Origin of the sequence: Natrinema pellirubrum DSM 15624, assembly GCF_000230735.2 — an archaeon.
Lineage (GTDB): Archaea > Halobacteriota > Halobacteria > Halobacteriales > Natrialbaceae > Natrinema > Natrinema pellirubrum.
Map to the genome: position 1 here is coordinate 248292 of NC_019963.1, position 19092 is coordinate 267383.

The window sequence follows — 19092 nt, forward strand, 5'->3', positions numbered from 1 at the left end:
TAATGGTCGACACAACGTGGTTTGAGGACTTACCGGAGGACTTCGAGGAATCGGTACGCATCGACCGCGAGGACCAATCTGCAGACGAGAAACGTCACCGGAAACAAGCCATCGAGTCATATCACGTTACGGCTGACTCCCAGCGGTTCCTCGAAGACTTCGTCAAACGACTGCTCGGCGAAGCAGAGGATATGCGTACGGGGTCAAACTACTGGCTCTACGGTTACTACGGGAGCGGAAAGAGCCACCTCCTAACCGTTCTGGATGGGCTGATGGATACTCAGTGGCTCCAAGACCGCTCCGACGAGGTTTGGAGGAACCTCGTCCCGGATGCGTCAGCGAGCGGGGACCTCGATACGCTCCGAACCCAGTGGGAATCCGTTCATTCCGAATATCACGTCATCCCTGTCTCAGTGAACCTGCTGAAGTATCAGGGTCAGAAGCAACGTAGCTTTAGTGAAATCGTTCTCCGGCACGCCCACCAGAATCCGATTCTCACGGGCGTCAATAACGGGGTCTCGACTGGATTGTCCTCCCAGCTTGACGTCGCATACTTCGAAGATTGGTATCAAACGACCGACGCTTGGCCGGAACGGGAGGATCGAGCTGCATCAGTCGTCGAGGGAGTGACACCAGACCAACCGCGATACGAGTGGGGAACTGACGGCCTCTGGACCGACGTCCAGGAGTACAGTGCGCTGTCCGATGTTGTGCTTCCGAAGCTGTTCGAGGGCGTTACGGGGACACGCGATGGCTACACTGACCTCCAACCCTCGGATATTGACCCAGAAGAGGTTGTCAGTCGACTGGAATCGCTGCGCCTGGAACGTGAAGCGGAGCTTGAGCAACCTGTCAAGCTCGTCCTCCTGCTCGACGAGGTGAGCCTCTTCATTGGGACCGACTTCGAGCGGCTCACCGAACTACAGACACTCGCGGAAAACGTCGACGACATCGGAGACGGCGACATTCAGCTCGTCGCGACGGCGCAGGCAAAAATCGAAGACGTCCAACCCAAGTTCGCGGCCCACGGGGCCGATTTCAGTATCGTCAAAGACCGGTTCCCACACCGGTATCAGCTTCCGAGCAAGCACGTCGGCGACATCGCCAAACGCCGGCTATTCCAGAAGTCGGAGACGGGCGAGGACGCGGTTCGGCGAGTCCTTGACGACGCCGACGTGAAACCGAGTGAGTCGCTCGTGTACAACGAAATCAAACAGAACACCAAGCCGGCACTCGATGCGATTGATGATGAGGAGCTCGTAGAGTTCTACCCCTTCCTGCCGTATCACGCGCCGCTGTTCCTCGAAATCCTGTTCAATCTCCGTCGAGAGGCGAACGACCCGGCGAAGTCCATCTTCTCGGGGACTGCCCGTGCCATTCTCGCGCTTATGCACGGGTTGCTGGACGACTGGGTCGACGAGGGCAGAGGAGACCATATCGTCTCGCTGGTCGACTTCTTCGAGTTGATTGAGCCTGAACTCCGTGAAATCTTACCGCAGGATATGCGGGTCGTCGAGGGCGCCGAAGAGACGACCGGCATCGCTGACGAGGTAGGCGACGACGAAAGTGAGCTTCAAGAGTTCGACCTCGACGTTGCGAAGGCCGTACTCCTGCTCCAGCACGTCCACGAAATCGTTCCCCTGAACGAGGGGAATATCGCGGTCGCCGTCATGGACAACCTGAACGGCCAATCGTGGATTAGCACGACCAATCGGGTCGAGGAATCACTGGATCGACTGCAGAAGTTCATTCGACCGACGCAAGACGAAAGTGGGCCTCGCTATCGGTTCGCGACACAGGAAGAACGCCTCATCTACGACGAGACCGAGGAGAATGAAGCTGACCCCGACTGGGACGACGTCGTCAACACCTTGGACGAACATCTCTGGAATCGCATCACCCAGGACCTATCGCTACCAGAGTCAGTCCCGTACGGAGAATCCAGTGACGAGTACCCCGTTTCGTATCACTTCGGACTCGACGGGACAACATTCGAGAGCAGTATTGAAGCCGAAGGTGGGCTAGACATCGACGTCGATGTGCAGGGCGTCCGCCCAGACATAGAACCAGAGCAAACTGACGAGGACACGCTCTACTGGGAGATCGACACGGATGGCCTCCAAGACCTTCGCAAACGAATGATTGAGTGGTGGGCGCTTCGCGACGCAATTGCAACGCGTGACGCCCCACCAGCCGTCGAGCGTGACCTCGAACAGCGTGCGAACGCCGTCCGAAGTAAGCTGACGAGCGCAATGATGAGTGGCTCCTATAGCGTGAAAGATCGGACGGACATCGGTGGTCTCTCGAAGGCGATACAGGCCACTGTCAACGTCGCCTATCCCGACGACTTCCACCCGATGATGCTCCAGGTCGACGAAAGTCGGCTGCGAGAACTACGCGAACTCGACAGCGATGCACCGCTCCCGCCCTGGGCGCGAACAATCCAAGTCCCCTCGTCGAACCATAATGGTGGGCAAGGTAAACAGACGATTCAACGAAACGTAATGTCCCTCACCGGCCGGCAGCTGAAAGGCCGCGACGAAGGACTCAATATGAACACCGTTCTCGACGGGATCGTTGAGGAGAAGCCATTCTACGACGAGGCCCGGCCTGCTCTCTGTGCGATCATCTGGGGATTCTGTCGGGAGGGGAGGCTACTGCCAATCGACGAAGACGGAAACACGCTGGAGGACGAAGCCGTCCTTGACCTCGACAGCCTCTCGACGACGAGGTTGAAACTCCTTCCACGCACAAACTTGAGCAAGCTGCTGGAAGAGGGTGGATTCAAAGAGACAACTGAAACGGTCGCGGATGGTCTCATCCACCTCCAAGAAGCCAACCAGCACATTCGCTCGAAGCTGACCGGACTTCGCGAAGACGTCACGCTAGTCGTCGACACCGACGTGCGAACCGACGAAGTCGCTGGCTTACTCAATGCGTTTGCTGATGAGCTGGCGGAACGAATCAATACTACCGAAAATCGTATTTCAACCGTCAAGTCACAAGATGACGGCATCGAGGATGTCATCGACGAGACCAACGAGGCCCAAGAGTGGGTCGAAGAGGTAACCGACGTCTGGAACCGGCGTCTTTCGACGCTACAACAGCTCGACGCGGTACTAACGATTCGAAACCGCCAGTTCGACTGGGTTGACGACGACGCACAAGCCTCTATCGAATCCCGCTCATCTGCGGTCTCATCGTTCGATGGGGAGTGGTGGACGACCGATGGGTGGAGTACACTCTCCGGAGAATTAGTTCCCGACCTCGCACCCGAACTTGAGAGGTCGTGGAACGCGTTCGTTGACGAACGAGGCCTGCGTGAACTAGTCAGTCGTATTGAGGAGCATCCATGGATTCTCCCAGCTACTGATCTCCCCGCAGGCGTCCACGTCGCCTTCGAAGGCGAATACATCACTCCGATGCGCCATCTCCAGCAGTGGTATGAAACCATCGAGAGCGCGATCACGGTGTTGTCTACCGATGCTGATTCAGACGACATCGTCGAGATTACTGACGACGTGGCGCAGTTAGAGCCGCTCGCTGAAACTATCGAGTACAGTCCGAGTGAGCTGGATGACCGGCTCGATGAACTGTCGTCGATCGTTGGGGATCGTACGCCGGACGACGTCGATCAGATCGGCATCGTTCCTGACGATCGGCAGAAACTGAATCGTCGGTTGGAGCGTCTCGTGGAACAGCAAGATCTTGATATCGAGGAGACTGACGAAGGGGTGATTATTCGATGAGCCAGACGAGTTCGTCGCCGTATCGTGAATTCAAGGAGAAACTACGGACGTTCGCTCAAGGGCAACACGGGATTCGTAACCCGTTCGTCATCGCTGCTGTCGACCCAGCAGTCGAGCATCGGGTCGCAGATAGGCTCGCAACTTGGTCCGATGGACGAAAGGAAGCGCCAGAGATCCCTGACAACGTAACCGTCCAGCCGATCTGGCTTGACGAACTCCTGCCACGGACCGATGTGTACAAACTCCTCGTCGACCTGGGCGAACCCCTGGCTGAACTCGAGGGCGATACGTCGCCAGGTGAGCGTATCGAGGAGACGATGCAGGACCGGCTTGCCGAAGAACTCGTTCAGCAAATGATCGAACACGAGCTCAGCGAAGCCCAGCTGGAGACCCAGAGCCATGTGGTACTCTTGCTAAATCTCGGCAGTCTGTATCCGTTCACGCGTGCCTCGGAACTGCTGGACGAGCTTGACCGTCGGAACGTAAAGTCCACCATCGGAATCCCATTCCCGGGGGACGTCGTCGGCGGGAAGCTGAGCTTCTTCGGCGGTGAGTCACGCCATTACTACCCCGCCCACCAGATTGACGGCCAGATCCAGGGGGTGCATCTCCAATGACTATCGACGACCTCTTCCACAGCGATCCGACGCGACAGCTCGAAGAAGTACAGAAAGTCAACGCTCGCGAGCGAGCCGAGACCGACGTGAGAGAGTTCTATGAAACCGACAGTGCCGAGCAGGTCCTCGAAACGCTCGGCGAAGCTATCCAGACCCATCCAGGTGAGGCCGCGCGGTTCCTCTACATCCACGCAACGTTCGGTTCGGGGAAGACCCACCTTCTGAAGCTGGTCGGCCTCCTCGCCGACGACGAATCCGAGTTCGCCTATCTGGGTGATCGACTAGCCGAACAGTGGCCCGGGTTCGACGAACTCCAGCAGTCAATCACAGACTCTCACGTCGACCGCCTCAAGCCAGTTTTCCTCAACCTGCTTGACCGCGATGCGTCGAAAGAGCCGCCGCTGCCGTTCCTCATCTTCGAGGCGATTGGTCGGGATCTCGGATACCCGACCGACCCGAACTGGCTGCTCGAGTGGGCCTGGACACTAGACATGGAGTACGATGGGGTCTGGGAAGCCCTCCGAACGTTCGAGCATGACGGGAAGACGTTCGACAAGGTACTCGCAGAACGGGCGTCCCTCCGCAGCTGGCTCTACGAGGCGTTGCCGGCGATGGAAGAGACGTCTGGTACGGAACTCAACAGTCGTTCGGGCGTGAAAGCCTCCATCGAGACCGCAGAAGCGGATGTCGATCCAGAAGAATTCGATCCCGAGGACCTCGTCTCACGGGTCGAGACTGCAACAGCGGCTCTCAACGGCGGCAGCAAACGGACCGAATTGCTGCTCGGCTTAGACGAGGTGGCGCTCTTCGTCGGCGACAGTCGCCATCGGTACCGGGAGTTCGAGGAAACGATGGAAGCACTGCAGCGTGGGCCGAACCCGGTCGTGGTCACTACCGGGCAGTACTCCCTCCCGGATACACGGGAGAGTCTCATCGGTGAGCCGCCCGAAGATCACTGGACGCATCAACAGGTCCGGCTTGAAGGAGCAGACACCGAGATCATTGTCCGGAAGCGATGGCTCCAGAAGTCGGATCCCGAGGGACGCGAACGTGTCGAGTCACTGGTGGCGTCGATGCCCGATCTCTCACTCGATACGTACTCGTCGGTGACGAGCGCGGATCCAGACCCAGTCGAGTCCTATCCGTTCCGCGAGTACGACCTGTCGCTCCTGCGGGCGGTGATGCAGGAACTCATCACGCAGGGCCGGTCGACCGATCGCGACTACATTCAGGGTCGAGCACTGCTCGTCCTCGTTCGGTCGCTGTTCACGAAGTTCGGGTGGGCGTCGAAGGAGGAGGGCTCGCTCGTCACGTGGGACGTTCTGTTCGACCTGTTGGTCGAGGAGACCACGTACCTCCCGCTCTGGGTCCAGGAGATGATCGACAACACGCTCGTCCCGACGTTCGACGGTGACGAGGATGCGTGGGAAGTCCGCCTCGCGAAAGGACTCTACCTTCTGAACCAGACGCCCGCTGTCCCGTCGACCCCAGAGAACCTCGGTCGGTTGATGGTCGACGACGTCACGGCGTCCGTCGACGACGTCGTCGAGCAAACCGAATCGGGACTAGAGACGCTCGTCGACAAGCAGAAGGCTCTCACCGAGACGAACGACCAAGGCGACGAGGTGTACACGCTCGTCTCCGAGGAACAGGAGAGCATCCTCAGTCGCGCGCAGGACAAGGCCGCGAAGATCTCGCCGCATCAGCTGTCGGCGTGGGTGGAAACACGGCTGCGGGAGAACGACGCGTTCTTCAGAAGTGACGGCAGCCGCCACGAGGTCGATGTCGGCGACGAGCGCCTCGTCCCACTGCGGTACGAGTACTCCATCCTCGAACCAGTCGACCGAGCCCCGTCACCCGAGTACGACGCGCTTCGCGTTCGTGTGCTGGCCGATGATCACGATACTGTCTCGGAGCAGATCGAGACGTGGCAGGACGTGAATAATGGTCGCGATGGTGGCGAGCACATCCTGATCACCGTCGACGTCCCGGAGACGATGCTGGAGCGGATCCGGAACGTCATCGGGATGGGACAAGTGTTGGACGAGGAGACCGAATCCCACGAGGAACTCGAACGCGAACACCGTGCCGACAAACGCCGCCTCGAATCCTCGGTGACGGAGATACTCAAAGACGCGTCAGTGTACACGGTACACGAACACCGTGGTGCGCGCTCGAGCGTGCTTGACAGCGTCGTCGAAGACCAGGTCAACGCTGTCTTCGGGTCGTCTCGAAAGACGCTCTCGCGGCCGCTCGTCGAGGTCGACGACGCAAAGGCGATGGCGAAGTTCTTCCGCGGGAGCGGTGAGTGGCCTCTTTCGGACGCGGACGCCGCGATGCTTGGTGTCGACACTGTCACCGCAGAAGTCGCAGATACGGGCTGGTGTCGCGAGTTCATCGAGACGTACGAGGCACAGAAATCCGTCGACGTCGAGACAATCCTCCAGCAAACTCAGACTGCCAACGGGGACTACCGCGGGACGCCACAGGAGTCGATCGCGGCGCTGCTCATCACACTTGCGACCTCCAACGAATCGGTTGCGCTCAAGCAGGATACGGAGTACGTGTCTGATCCCGCCGCCATCGGTCGACAAGTGCGGACCAAAGGGGGACTGACCTCACTCCAGGTCCGCTTCGGCGTCGAGGTTATCGATCCGAAGACGGTGCGAGAACTCGTTACGACGGTGCTCGGCGAACAGCCGTCGGGTGATGGACCCGACGAGTGGCTGGACGAGCTCGGCCAGTGGGTCAACGAGAACAGTGCGACTGTCAAGCGGACGCTGAAAGGCGCCAGCCGTGAGTTCGATGTGACGCTCAGCGCCTTCGAGGCAACGGTCGACCCAGCCCTCGGCGGGGACGAGCTTTCCACGTCCGACCTCGGAAGTGAGGATGACCTCGAAACGGTACTCGAGGAGGCGAAGATCTTCGCGAACGCTCGTGAACTCTTCGGCGTCAGCGAAGACGGGGCGACACTCTGGGAACGCTTCAGCGACGAGCTCGACACGATGGCCTCGCTCTATCCGAATGCGTCGATCACTGCCAGTATGCGAGCGACGGCGGAAGGTGAGACTGTCCCCAGTGTTTCGACAGTCGAGTCACGGCTTGAGGACGCGAAGGGACATCGCGTCGACGAAACATCGGCTCAGTATCGGCGGATCACAGGTGAGACCGTCGCTGACTCTGACCCGGAAGCTATCTGTGCCGATTTAAGCGCGTGGCTCCGGTCGAACGAGGACGACGTTCGAGGGATCGTCGATGGTGCTACTGATGAATTCGACGATGTCGTACTTGGCGACCTGGAGGACGTGTTCGAAGCTGTGTGGGCCGACGAGGAACTGTCGGAAGGTGATGTCGTCGACTCCGCTGTCGTCCAACAGGCCGAGACGTACGATCAGGTTCGCGACCTCTTCGACGACTCTGACGGTTCGGCACTTTGGTCGCAGCTACAGGCAGCCGGCGAAGAGCTGCGTGAGGAGCACCCAGACTCACCGACGACAGAGTCCGTCGAGACTACGCTCGCTGCTTCACGGCCACCCTCGAAGCGACGTGTGCGCCAGCTCATCGAGCGTGCAAAGGACCCGAGGCCGCCAGGTGCGGACGACGATGCGTGGGCCGAACTTCAGATGGTCGCTGAAGAGCTACGCCAGGAGCTTCCGAACGCCGAGGTGACCGATGACGTTACGGCAGCTGTTGATGCTGATGAGCGACCGAGTGAAGAACGTGTGAACGAGCTACTTTCAGAGGCGAAGAAGGTGCTGAAGCGTATACAGGGTGTTAACGAGCGACTTGACGGGTTGGAGGACGGGAGTATCGTGCTGCTCGAGGACTGAACTGAAAACTGGGTAGCCTTCCACCCTCGCTTAGTGGCCGGGGTTTGATTTATTCTACCTAACTAACTGCTGTCAGTGGTTCATCTGTGACGTCAACATATCCAGGCGGAATCGAAGACTGTGATCGGTTCCGAGAACTAATTGAGCTGTTCGAAGACGAAGAGCAGCGCAATTACTACTATCACAAAGCGCTGGAGACGGTACAAAGAGAATCTGAGCGTCCTGATTGGTACCATTCTGACGATCTCGTCTTTGGAGGGTTGATGCTCCTGATGTACACGTGGAATTTCGCGGCACGAGAAACCAAAGCGATGGATGGCGAAGAGGTGAAACGTATTCTCGATAGGCACCACGAAGCGATCGAAAGCGTTCAGGACCGAACCCTAGACGATGCGGACCTATCCGAAACCGGTGACACTCGACAGGTCATTCAGCAGGTGTGGGGAGACCTGAAGGATCACTTCGGTCAAACGGGCACATCGAAGGTTCTCAGCCTGCTGAACCCCGACCTCTTCGTCATGTGGGACGAAGATATCCGTACACGTCGCCGGCGAAAGCAGGATGACCCAAAGGGAACTAAACGTCCGGATCGTGGCGTCTACTTCTACTTGAAAGAGGCTGGGTACTCATTGAACACCAACAGTATGGATTTCGGAAAGACTGCTGAAGACTACGTCATATTCCTCAAGTACTGTAAACTGATGTTGGAAGACATCAGACCGTGCCCTGTAGTTCAGGAGAAAGAGATGCCTCCTACGAAATTGCTAGACGAGGCTCTATACGCTTTCTATAAGCTGGAAACGGAGTGAATCCCGTGTGGGACTGACTTTGCAGCCATCCCAGCAACATTAAAGGTGGTCGTGTGATTCGGACATAGCATACACATTACCTCCTATGGCAAGCGATTCTCTCTCCCAACGGAAGGCCCAACTGGACAAGGAAGAGCGTGAACACCTCGAAGATGTCGTCACTGAGATGCGGGAGCGCGTCGAGGACAACGTCGAATTCCAGCTCACGCAGAAAGGTCTCGACGACGAGCCCGAGGATGTCGACTCGCTGGACGAGGATACCCAGCAACTCGTAGAGGCGATCGAACTCGAAGCCGTCGACGGCGAAACGTGGTCTGAAGCCTTCGATCAGTACGTCACGGGCGTGGGCTACACCATCGTCAATCGCCTGGCCGCACTGCGCTGCATGGAAGTACGGGGATTCATCGACGAGGAGGTCACCGTCTTCAAGGACAACGGCCTGACACCCGCCGCCGAAACGCTCGTTCACGAGGAATTCTTGCTGGAGGATGAGGCCATCCTCGAGGCCTACCACAACGCCTGCGATGACTTCGCCGAGGAGATCGAGATCCTCTTCGACCGCTCGTCTCCCTATAGCCTGATCGACCCCGACGACGACACACTCGAAGAACTCTGTGCGAAGCTCGATTCAGTTCCCGACGAGGTCTGGCGGGCCGACGATGTCCTCGGCTGGGTCTACGAATACTACAACGTGAAGCTGCTCGATGAGCTGCGCCGAAAGGGCGATCGCGAAGGCCTCGAACCTGAAGACGTACCGCCGGCAAATCAATTTTACACGCCTCACTGGGTCGTCCGGATGCTCACCGACAACTCGCTTGGGAAGCTCTATCTCGAACACACCGGCGAGTTACAGGACATCGTCGAGACTCAGGAGAAATTCTCCCCTGACGAGCGGAAGAATCGGGCACTCTCTCCCGACGAGTCGACCGATATCGCTGACTTCTGTACCTATCTCGTCCCTTCAGAAGAGGACGAGGAGCCAACCGACTTCGATCACCCTGAAGAGCTTCGAGTTATCGATCCCGCCTGTGGGAGTGGCCACTTCTTACTATACGCCTTCGACGTATTGGAGCGGATCTGGCGCGCTGAGACCGACTTGGCTAACGAGGAAATCCCGCGGAAGGTCCTCCAACACAACCTTTACGGGGTCGATCTAGACATGCGTGCCTGCCAGCTTGCAGCATTCAATCTTTACCTGAAGGGCCGAACTCGAGCCGAGGCCGAGGGTGCCGATGGTTTCGAAATGCCGGAGGTCGGGATTGTGTGTGCCGACGCGAAAATTGCGGACGTGTCCGGAGTTCAAGATGTGTTTGAGGAGGTCGCAGACAGTCGTGCCGGTGTTGAAGATACATTAGAGAAAATTCTAGATGCTTTCGAAGAAGTTCATGGGCTCGGAAGCCTCCTTGACGTCCGTGGGACACTCGGAGAGTTATTCACAGATGAAAGTGGCGGACAGCAATTGGCTCTAACTGATGACTTTACCGCTACACACACATTAAGCAATTTCTTACACGCTCTACGTGATGCGGTCTCAGAGCATCGGGATGAGGATTCATTCCTTGCACAGGATCTCAAGAGCTTCATTCGTCTCCTCGACATTCTCTCCCAAGATTATGATGTTGCGCTTATGAATCCACCGTACGGTGCGCAGGGACGAATGCCGGATTTAGTTCAAAATTACGTGGAAAGCAGGTATGAGTACGGGCCAGAGTTTTACATCAATTTCTTCGAAGTCTGTGATTCTCTAACGACAGAGGGGGGACGAATAGGTATGCTCATACCACGGTCATTTATGTTCAAACGAAGTTTCCATGAATTCAGAGAGGACTTTATCGGGGAACGCGGCGGATTTGACTTTCTAGCGGAATTTGGCCTGGGAATATTGGATAATGCTACTGTTCGAACCGTCGGCGCCGTCGTTCGTTCGGGGGCTTCACAAACCGGTACCGGCACTTTCATTCGGTTACATGATGCAGATTCCCGGCAGAAAGAAGAAGTATTCACCAACGAGGTACTGGCTAATACTGAGTCAGAAATCAAACGGGTGTATAACGTCCCTCTTGCTGACTTCGGAAAGATTCCGAAGACCCCGCTTTCATATTATACCCCAGATATTCTTCGGGCACTTCACGAAAATGATCTGAAATTAGACGCTGGAGCCGCAAGTATTGAGGGAGACAGCGTTTGTGATGTCAAGACCGGTTTGCAAACAGGCGATAATGATCGGTTCATTCGAACCCACTGGGAGGTTCCTGACTTTGATGATTTTGTCGCCTTTACAAAAGGTGGATCTGAAGCTTGGGTTCTCCCACAGACAAGCCTTGCACTCTACTGGGGCGACGATGGTATGGAGATTAAACGGCAGGAGAGCTCGGTGGTGAGGAATGAGCAATATTATTTCGATGAGGGGTTGACTTGGACATACATTAAAGAAGGGGGTCGGAGGTTCGGATATTTCCCCTCTGGGGGAATCTTTGACCAGAAAGGACCGATGACCTTTCCTAATGAGGATTTATCTGCGTGGACATTGCTTGCCGTGCTGAATTCCGAACTCTTCCACGGACTGTTTTTATCGAGCGTGTCATAGAATAGTTCTCAGGAGGCGTTGTTCACGGTTTCGCCCTTGAGCAAAACCCATGACTGACGAAATTCATAGGATTACACGCGAATTGGAAGCTGTATAATCGCCAAGTTGAGGGTATGAGACGTATTCTATGACACGCTATTTATCGCTTACTCCTGATCGGGAATGGAATCCTGGCGATGTTGGGAGAATTCCGTGGGATAAACGTTTGCAAAAGCAAGATGAACTGGCAGCCATTGCTAGAGAACAATATAAATTAGTTCTAGAAGAGCGAGTTACAGATCCTGTAAGTCCTTACTACGGGGGTGCACTGCTTCTTCCACCCGAGGTGCGCGAAGACTTCTTCTATGACCATCCACACACGAATGTGGCTGACGAACTCCCTAGCATTGAGCAAGGGGAACTCGAGGCAAGCCAGTCCTTCTCGGATACTATTGAACAGGCGATAGAGGCCAGAGAAAACCGCCATGCTCATCTTAAGGAGTTACAAGAAAGAGCCAACGAAATCGTCTATGATAGCCTAGATATTTCTTCTGACACACGAAAATCCATCGCTACAGAGATTAAACTTCGGGGCAACAGTTCTGAGTCTTCAACGTCAACACAGGATCCAGGAGAAGTACTCCGTTCTGAAGTTGAATCGCTCGTTCACCACGTCGCAATGATGGTTATTGACGATGCTGAAGATGGAATCGTTCCTCTAGAATCCCTAGAAAACAAACCCAGTATCTACGAACAAGTTCTGTCTCGCTTTGAGAAAGTATACGGTGATCATACTGATGAACGGATGGCCGAAATAGATGAGATTCTCGGGAGCCGATCTAGTGACCATGACGCGTATCCGAATCTGAAAAAATTCTTGTCAGATGGGCTTTTCGAGGTGCATATTAATCAGATGGAAAAGACGCCGATCCTGTGGCGCCTCACAACGGATCGGCTGGTTTCTGATTCGGATCAGGAAGGCTTTGGATGTTATATTGATTATCGGAGTATGGACTCCAATATCTTTGATCGACTTCAGAAGAAGTATTTAGAGGCACAGAAAGCCGATCTCCGTGAACGGCGGAATACAGCAGATCGTAGACGTAGTGACGAAGCATTACCGACTTCGGAACAAGCAGCAGCAACAGAGGAATACGAACGGTGTATGAGTAGTCTCTCACAAATTGAGCTATTTGAAGAGACTCTCCAAAATCTGGCCAGCAGTTCCCCCCGTGATTGGACAGAGAGTGACCAAAAATTAGCAAAAGATCTTCTTCCTAAAGTAAATCGTTTCTATGAGCAGACCCAGATGTTCCTCCAGACATATGATAAACTTATTGAATTAAACGATGAAGACTGGCTCGAAGATACGTTTAGCCAATCTTTCATAGAAACCATTGAGAACAATAAGCAAATGTGGCTATCCTCACTCGATGATCTTCGTACTGCTTGCGAAGCATATAGTACTGGAAATCATGAACCGATTCCAGCACATTTGTACGACCTGTTCATACACTTCGAAGATGAATTAGTCGGGTCAGTTTGGCCAACAAGTACGGGCGTCCTCGCGATGGGATATTATCCTCAGCGAGAAGCAGAAAAGTACCTCAATGAGAATGGTGAGCCGAAAGAAACCCTATCTGATGAAACCGCAATCCTCCTCGCAAGAATAGCTGCTCAGTTCGATGAATATGAATCGTTAGCCGACGAAATAGAATCTCACTGCCAGAGCCTAAGTAACCGGATTTCTAGCAGTTGGAAACAACGGGCACTCTCAGAAATAACTACGAGAGGTTATCAGCCAATACATAAACACGGTGTGAGAATCAATATTACCCCACTTGCAGAGGCCGAAATCGTTCCTAAAATAGTTAATGAGCAGGTGATTTGATGGAAATAAATATCTTCGTTGAAGGTTCAAATACAACTGCAAATTCGAAAAACATCCCTGTCGAAGATTACTATCAAGGACTATTCCGTTCTATTTCAAGTTTGAAGGGTGAGCTATCAAATTACGGGGAAACCAACCTATACGTCTTCTCAGATGATTTTGGTGTCGCAAAAGGCTCAGAAATGGCTGATAGTGTCCTCACTTCTGGCCAATCCATTGATAGCTCAACGATGGTTGACAATGCGCAAGAATGCCTGCGTGATGCAGCAGCCTCAGCCGATGTAATGATTATACTACTGTCGACAAACTTGTTCAAAAACACCGTCAATCAAATTTGGAATGAACTTGTGTCTGTTGCTACACCTGAGTCTATTTGGTGTCTAGGAGCGGCTCAAAGTACGCTCTCTGACCTTGATCTCCATGCGTTGGAGAAGAAAGAGTGTACTGTACTAACGTACCAAAGAGTCGGTGTTGCTCGATTAGGGAAAGAGACACGAAGCGAGTTGCTTGAAGCTGTAAGGCAGAAATCTCGATAACATGCCCGCGACGAAAACCCTCCCACAGTGTGCTGAAGACGCCATCGAGACTGCCATCGACGAGGCGGCCGACGAGGATCCGATCGTGCTCTGGTGGGACGACGGTGGCTACCTTCGCGACGTCGTCGAGAGCGTGAGCTACTCGCTGGGCTGTGAGTTCCATGCAGCCGAGCAGACGCCACTCGAGCTGCGCACCGATGCGCCCCGAGACCGAACCGTCTGGTACGTACCACAGGCCCACAGCGACGACGTGGACTGGTTCAAAGATGTCGAGAACACCGGCGGCGTCGTCGAAGCGCACATCGGCAAGCTCGCCGCACGCTGTTTCGAGAACGACCGCATCCAGGCGGCTTCGATCCGCACGGCCTACGAGGACGTCAGGGAAGGCGACCGTGAACAGGTCGCCAAGACGCTCTTCCAGGAGCTCAACGGCGAGGGTGGCCTCCCGACGCTCCAGGGTCTCCAGACGAAGATCGTCCTCGATGGCCACGAGGACCCGGTTCAGTTCGTTCTCGAACACGGCGCCGAGAACCTTCCCGACGAGACCGCCGATCTGCTACAGATTCGCGATCTGTTGGTCGACAACGGCGTCGCGGCCGTCGACGGCGTCACCGACGAAGACGTGCTCGTGACACGTACGCGGCGCTGGGCCGTCGCCGAGTGGCTCGTCGAAGAAGGGCTGGAGAAGTCGCTTCTCGACGCCGAGTACCGGCCCGAGTCCAGTTCCGGACTGGGAATCTCTCGACCTGAACTCCAGTCGCTACTGAGCAAAGTCGACCCAGAACGTGCCGAAGAGCTGGCGCACGTGTACCTCGATCCGGACGCGCAGTTCTGGCACGACATTCTTCGGTCCTACGACGACCCGTGGGAACTGGCCGATTGTCCCGTCGACGCCTCGCTCGAACACGAACTCTGGAACGAGTGGCTGCAAGCGTTCCACGACGGGGAGTACGAGACGTGTACGACCCGAGCGGCCACACGCTACCAGCGTCTCGAAACGACCTACGGTGACGTCCCGTGGACGAGCGTCTGGAACCAGGCTGTCGAGGTTGCCAAACTCGCTCACGAACTCGAAACGTGGGAAGAGCGCGGCGATACGACTGACGTCGTCGACCTCTACGGTGACGTCGACGATGGGACCTGGCAGATCGACAACGCCGTGTTCAACCTCATCATCTCGGGCGAGCCCGAGCACGGTCTCCCCGAGGAACATCCTGCGAGGGCGAGTCTCGACGACCTGCGCACGTCGTTGACTGAGTCACGCTACCTCGACTACCTCAGCGACCTCGGCGACCTGGTCGTCGACCAGATCGAGGCAGGCTCACCGTTCGTCGGCGAAAACTACGCCCACCAGTTCTTCGACCAGGAGCAAGAACACCTCCAGAGTGGCCAGAGCGTTGCGCTGTTCATCGTCGACGCGCTGCGTTTCGACCTCGCCCACGAACTGGCGGAGTCCGTCCGTCGTGAACTCCCCGGCCTCGAAGTCGACGAGACTGCTTGGGTCGGAACACTCCCCTCGGATACTGAGTTTGGGAAGGCCGCACTCACGCCCGGGAGCAAGTTCAGCTTCAACATCGAACTCGACGACGGGGAACTCGTTCCGGAACGCAACGGCCGCGAGATCACTAACTACCAGCGCGAGAAGATGCTGAAGGACGATGGCTGGAGTTACATCATGCAGAGCGAAGACGACGAGTCGGGGTGGAGCAACACCCGCGTCGCGTACTACTGGAACGACCTCGACAAAGCTGGTGAAAAAGAGCTCACCGACTTCGAGGCGCTATTTAGCGACCGCATCGAGAAAATCTCGGACATCATTTGCGAGAAGCTCGACCAGGGAGAATGGGACCGCGCATACATCCTCGCCGACCACGGTTTTGTCTCGCTTCCCCAGAGCATCGATCTTGATGGCATCTATCCACCGGACGAGGCGGAGCAGGTGACGCGCCGTTGGATAGCCGGAAAAGACATCGATGAGGATGCACCTGGCGTCCTCCTCGACGAGAACACTCATCTCGGCTACCTTGACGATGACACGAAAATTAGTGTCCTCGCTGATCCAATTCAGCGCTTCCGCAATCAGGGAATTCCCGATGCTCGCTTCTACCACGGTGGGGTCCTTCCACAGGAGTTCGTGCTCAACTTCGTCACGATCACGCAGGAATGACCGCTAATGACTGACTTCGATCCCGGTGATACGGTCCTCCTCAATGGACGCACTGCCGAGGTCATTAAGACCTACTCCGTCGGCGATCTCGACTATCTCCGGGCCTACGTCGAAGACGCCGGCGTGAAAACTGTCTGTATCGGCGACGTCGAGGTCGAACCCAAACGCGATCAGCTTGGGGAACTGCGCTCAGCATCAGCCGAACAGCTACATCCCGACCACGAGGCTGTCTCGGCCGAGTGGTTCGATCTTCGTTCGCAGGCCCTTCAGCTTCAAATCGCCCACGAGCAGGGGCAGCTGCTGAGTATCTCGAACTCGCTGGTCCGCCTCGAACCGTATCAGCTCGCCGCAGTCAACTGGGTGATGCAGAAGCTGCGCCAACGTGCGCTCATCGCCGACGACGTCGGCCTCGGGAAGACCATCGAAGCAGGGCTCATCCTCAAAGAGCTCACCGCTCGCAACCGTGCTGACCGTGTCCTGTTCGTCGTCCCTGCCCACCTCCAGAAGAAGTGGATTCGGGACATGGACCGATTCTTCGACATCAACCTCACGCCGGCCGACCGACAGTGGGTCGAGGGTGAACGCCGGCGACTCGGCGAGGAGGCCAACATCTGGGACCAAGACCACCAGCAGATGGTCACCAGTCAGGCCTTCCTCCGACAGGACGAGTTCCAGCCGGCCCTCGAGGAAGCGTTCTGGGACGTCGTGATAGTCGACGAGGCGCACAAGGCCGCCAAACGGGGTGAGTCCCCCAGTAAGACATCGAAGATGGTCGAACGGGTCGCCGGTAACTCTGACTCCTTGCTGCTGCTCAGCGCGACCCCACACGACGGCAAAGGGGAGGCGTTCCGCTCGCTCGTCGAGTACATCGATCCCTTCCTCGTCGCTGAGGACCAAGACCTCTCGAAGGAGGCCGTCGACCGCGTGATGATTCGTCGCGGGAAGCAAACGCTGTACGACGATGACGGCGAGCGCATCTTCCCCGACCGTGAGGTCAACACCGTTCCCGTGGAGATGACCCACGACGAGCGGCAGTTCTATCGGGCCGTTACTGACTACGTCCAGAACGTCTACAACCGCTCCGAGAAGCTGAACGAGCCAGCGGTCGGGTTCGCCATGGCGCTGATGCAGAAACGTCTTGTCAGCAGTATCGGCGCCATCCAAGCGACGCTGAGTCGTCGTTTGGGTGACCTCGTCGATGAGCAGTCGACCTCCACCAGTCTCTCTGAAGAAGCCTCCGCGTATCTTGACGGCGAAGACCTCGACGAGGAGGACAAACAGCGAGCCGAGGAGGAACTCTCGGCGCTGACCGTCACCGAGAGCGATGCGCAACTCGAAGAGGAGATCGAAACGCTCCGCGACCTCGTCTCCCTCGCCGAAGGCATCTCCGTCGACTCGAAGGCCCAGAAGGTCCGCCGCTACATCCAGCAGCTGCTAGAAGAGCAACCCGACGAGAAACTCCTCCTGTTCACCGAGTATCGCGACACACTGGACTACCTCCTCGACCTCGTGAAAGACGAACCTTGGGCCGACGAGATCCTCGTCATCCACGGTGACGTCGACAAGGAGGAACGTGCCCGCATCGAAGAGGAGTTCAACCACGGCCAATCCCGTTTGCTGTTTGCGACCGACGCAGCGAGCGAGGGGATTGACCTCCAGCACAGCTGCCACATCATGGTGAATTACGAGCTGCCGTGGAACCCGAACCGCCTCGAGCAGCGAATCGGCCGGCTCCACCGCTACGGCCAGGACAAGGAGGTCAAGGTCTGGAACTTCACGTTCGAGGACACTCGTGAGGGCGAGATCTTCGACATGCTCCAGAACAAGGTCGAGAACATCCGCGGCAAACTCGGCAACACGGCTGACGTGTTGGGGATGCTCGACGACATCAACGTCGACTCGCTCATCATGGAGTCCATCCAGAACGACGAACCGGCGAGTGCAACCAAAGAGGAACTCGAGGAGCTCATCGACGAGCGTCAACGCACGCTCCAGGAGTGGTACGAACGCAGCCTTATCGACACGAGCACGTTTGACCAAGAGAGCCGGGAGAAGATTCAGGAGGTGATGGACGAGTCCGAGGATGTCTACGGGACGGAGGCCGACATCCACGAGTTCGTCGAACGCGGCGTCGAGGCGCTCGGTGGCGACGTCGAGAAAGCCGGGAGCAATCTCTACAGGGCCCAGCTGCCACGCTCTCTACGGCAAGGAACGGACGAGGAGTACGGGCCGTTCACGTTCAGCCGAGACTTCGCGATGGACCACGATGGTATCGACTACGTCTCACCCGATGATGATCTGGTCCAGCGGCTTATGCAGCAAATCCTGGATGGTGAGCAGGGCGATGTTGGGCTAAAGCTCCTCCCGTTCGTCGACGAGCCGGGGATAGCGTACAACTACCGCGTGACGTTCGAAGACGGGACAGGCGAGGTCATACGGGAAGATATGATCCCTGTGTATGTCGATGCCCGCCATCATGACCCCCGGCAGCGGATGGGTCAGCGTGTTGTTCAGGGTGACAGTATCAAAGGGTCGCCCGACGCGGACCGTGTGCGATCCCTGATACAGAGTCAGGATCAGCTGCGAGAAGCCGCGGACCGGTACATCAGCCAGCAGGTCACGTCCTTGCGGGAAGAACTACACGAGCGCCGCCGAGAGGAGACCCAGCAAGAACTGGATGACCTCGAGGAGTATGCGGAGGCTGAACGCCAGCGAATCGAGGAGTTCATCGAGAACTATGAGAGGAAAGCAGAGGCTGGGTCAAATATGGATATCGCAATCCGTGGTCAACAAGAACGGCTCAACAAACTTGAGCAGCGTATCGAAGACCGGCGCCAAGAATTGCAGCGGAAGGCTCGGGTCATCTCACTTGCGCCAGAGGTGGAGAACGTTTGCTTTGCTCTCCCGGTCTAATCGATTCCTGAGCT

9 protein-coding genes are annotated in these 19092 nt (G+C 56.5%); all 9 read left to right on the forward strand.

Features of this window, described 5'->3' with window-relative positions; genetic code table 11:
- Positions 1–2 precede the first annotated feature (2 nt).
- Positions 3–3749 carry a hypothetical protein gene (locus tag NATPE_RS20815; RefSeq protein ID WP_006182470.1) on the forward strand — a complete coding sequence of 1249 codons (3747 nt, stop codon included), beginning with the start codon at positions 3–5 and terminating at the stop codon, positions 3747–3749.
- The gene (locus NATPE_RS20820; protein WP_006182471.1) at positions 3746–4366 is read left to right on the forward strand and encodes a BREX protein BrxB domain-containing protein; all 621 of its coding nucleotides are present in this window, start codon (positions 3746–3748) and stop codon (positions 4364–4366) included. The genes NATPE_RS20815 and NATPE_RS20820 overlap by 4 nt, the downstream gene beginning before the upstream one ends.
- Positions 4363–8196 (forward strand): hypothetical protein, encoded by a 3834-nt coding sequence (locus NATPE_RS20825; protein ID WP_006182472.1) that lies wholly within the window; start codon positions 4363–4365, stop codon positions 8194–8196. The genes NATPE_RS20820 and NATPE_RS20825 overlap by 4 nt, the downstream gene beginning before the upstream one ends.
- Before the next feature lie 263 nt (positions 8197–8459).
- On the forward strand, positions 8460–9005 hold the full coding sequence (locus NATPE_RS20830; RefSeq protein ID WP_006182473.1) for a hypothetical protein: 546 nt from the start codon (positions 8460–8462) through the stop codon (positions 9003–9005).
- Between the two features lie 85 nt (positions 9006–9090).
- A complete protein-coding gene (gene pglX / locus NATPE_RS20835) occupies positions 9091–11592 on the forward strand; it encodes a BREX-5 system adenine-specific DNA-methyltransferase PglX (protein ID WP_006182474.1) in 2502 nt (833 codons plus the stop codon).
- Positions 11593–11719: 127 nt separating this feature from the next.
- Positions 11720–13462: a hypothetical protein gene (locus NATPE_RS21960; protein WP_015299354.1), complete on the forward strand. Its 1743-nt coding sequence runs from the start codon at positions 11720–11722 to the stop codon at positions 13460–13462.
- Positions 13462–13998: a hypothetical protein gene (locus NATPE_RS21965; RefSeq protein ID WP_015299355.1), complete on the forward strand. Its 537-nt coding sequence runs from the start codon at positions 13462–13464 to the stop codon at positions 13996–13998. Before NATPE_RS21960 ends, NATPE_RS21965 begins: the two co-directional genes overlap by 1 nt.
- Position 13999: 1 nt before the next feature.
- Positions 14000–16165 (forward strand): BREX-5 system phosphatase PglZ, encoded by a 2166-nt coding sequence (pglZ, locus tag NATPE_RS20845; RefSeq protein WP_006182476.1) that lies wholly within the window; start codon positions 14000–14002, stop codon positions 16163–16165.
- A 6-nt stretch (positions 16166–16171) separates the two neighbouring features.
- A complete protein-coding gene (locus NATPE_RS20850; RefSeq protein WP_006182477.1) occupies positions 16172–19078 on the forward strand; it encodes a helicase-related protein in 2907 nt (968 codons plus the stop codon).
- Positions 19079–19092 lie beyond the last annotated feature (14 nt).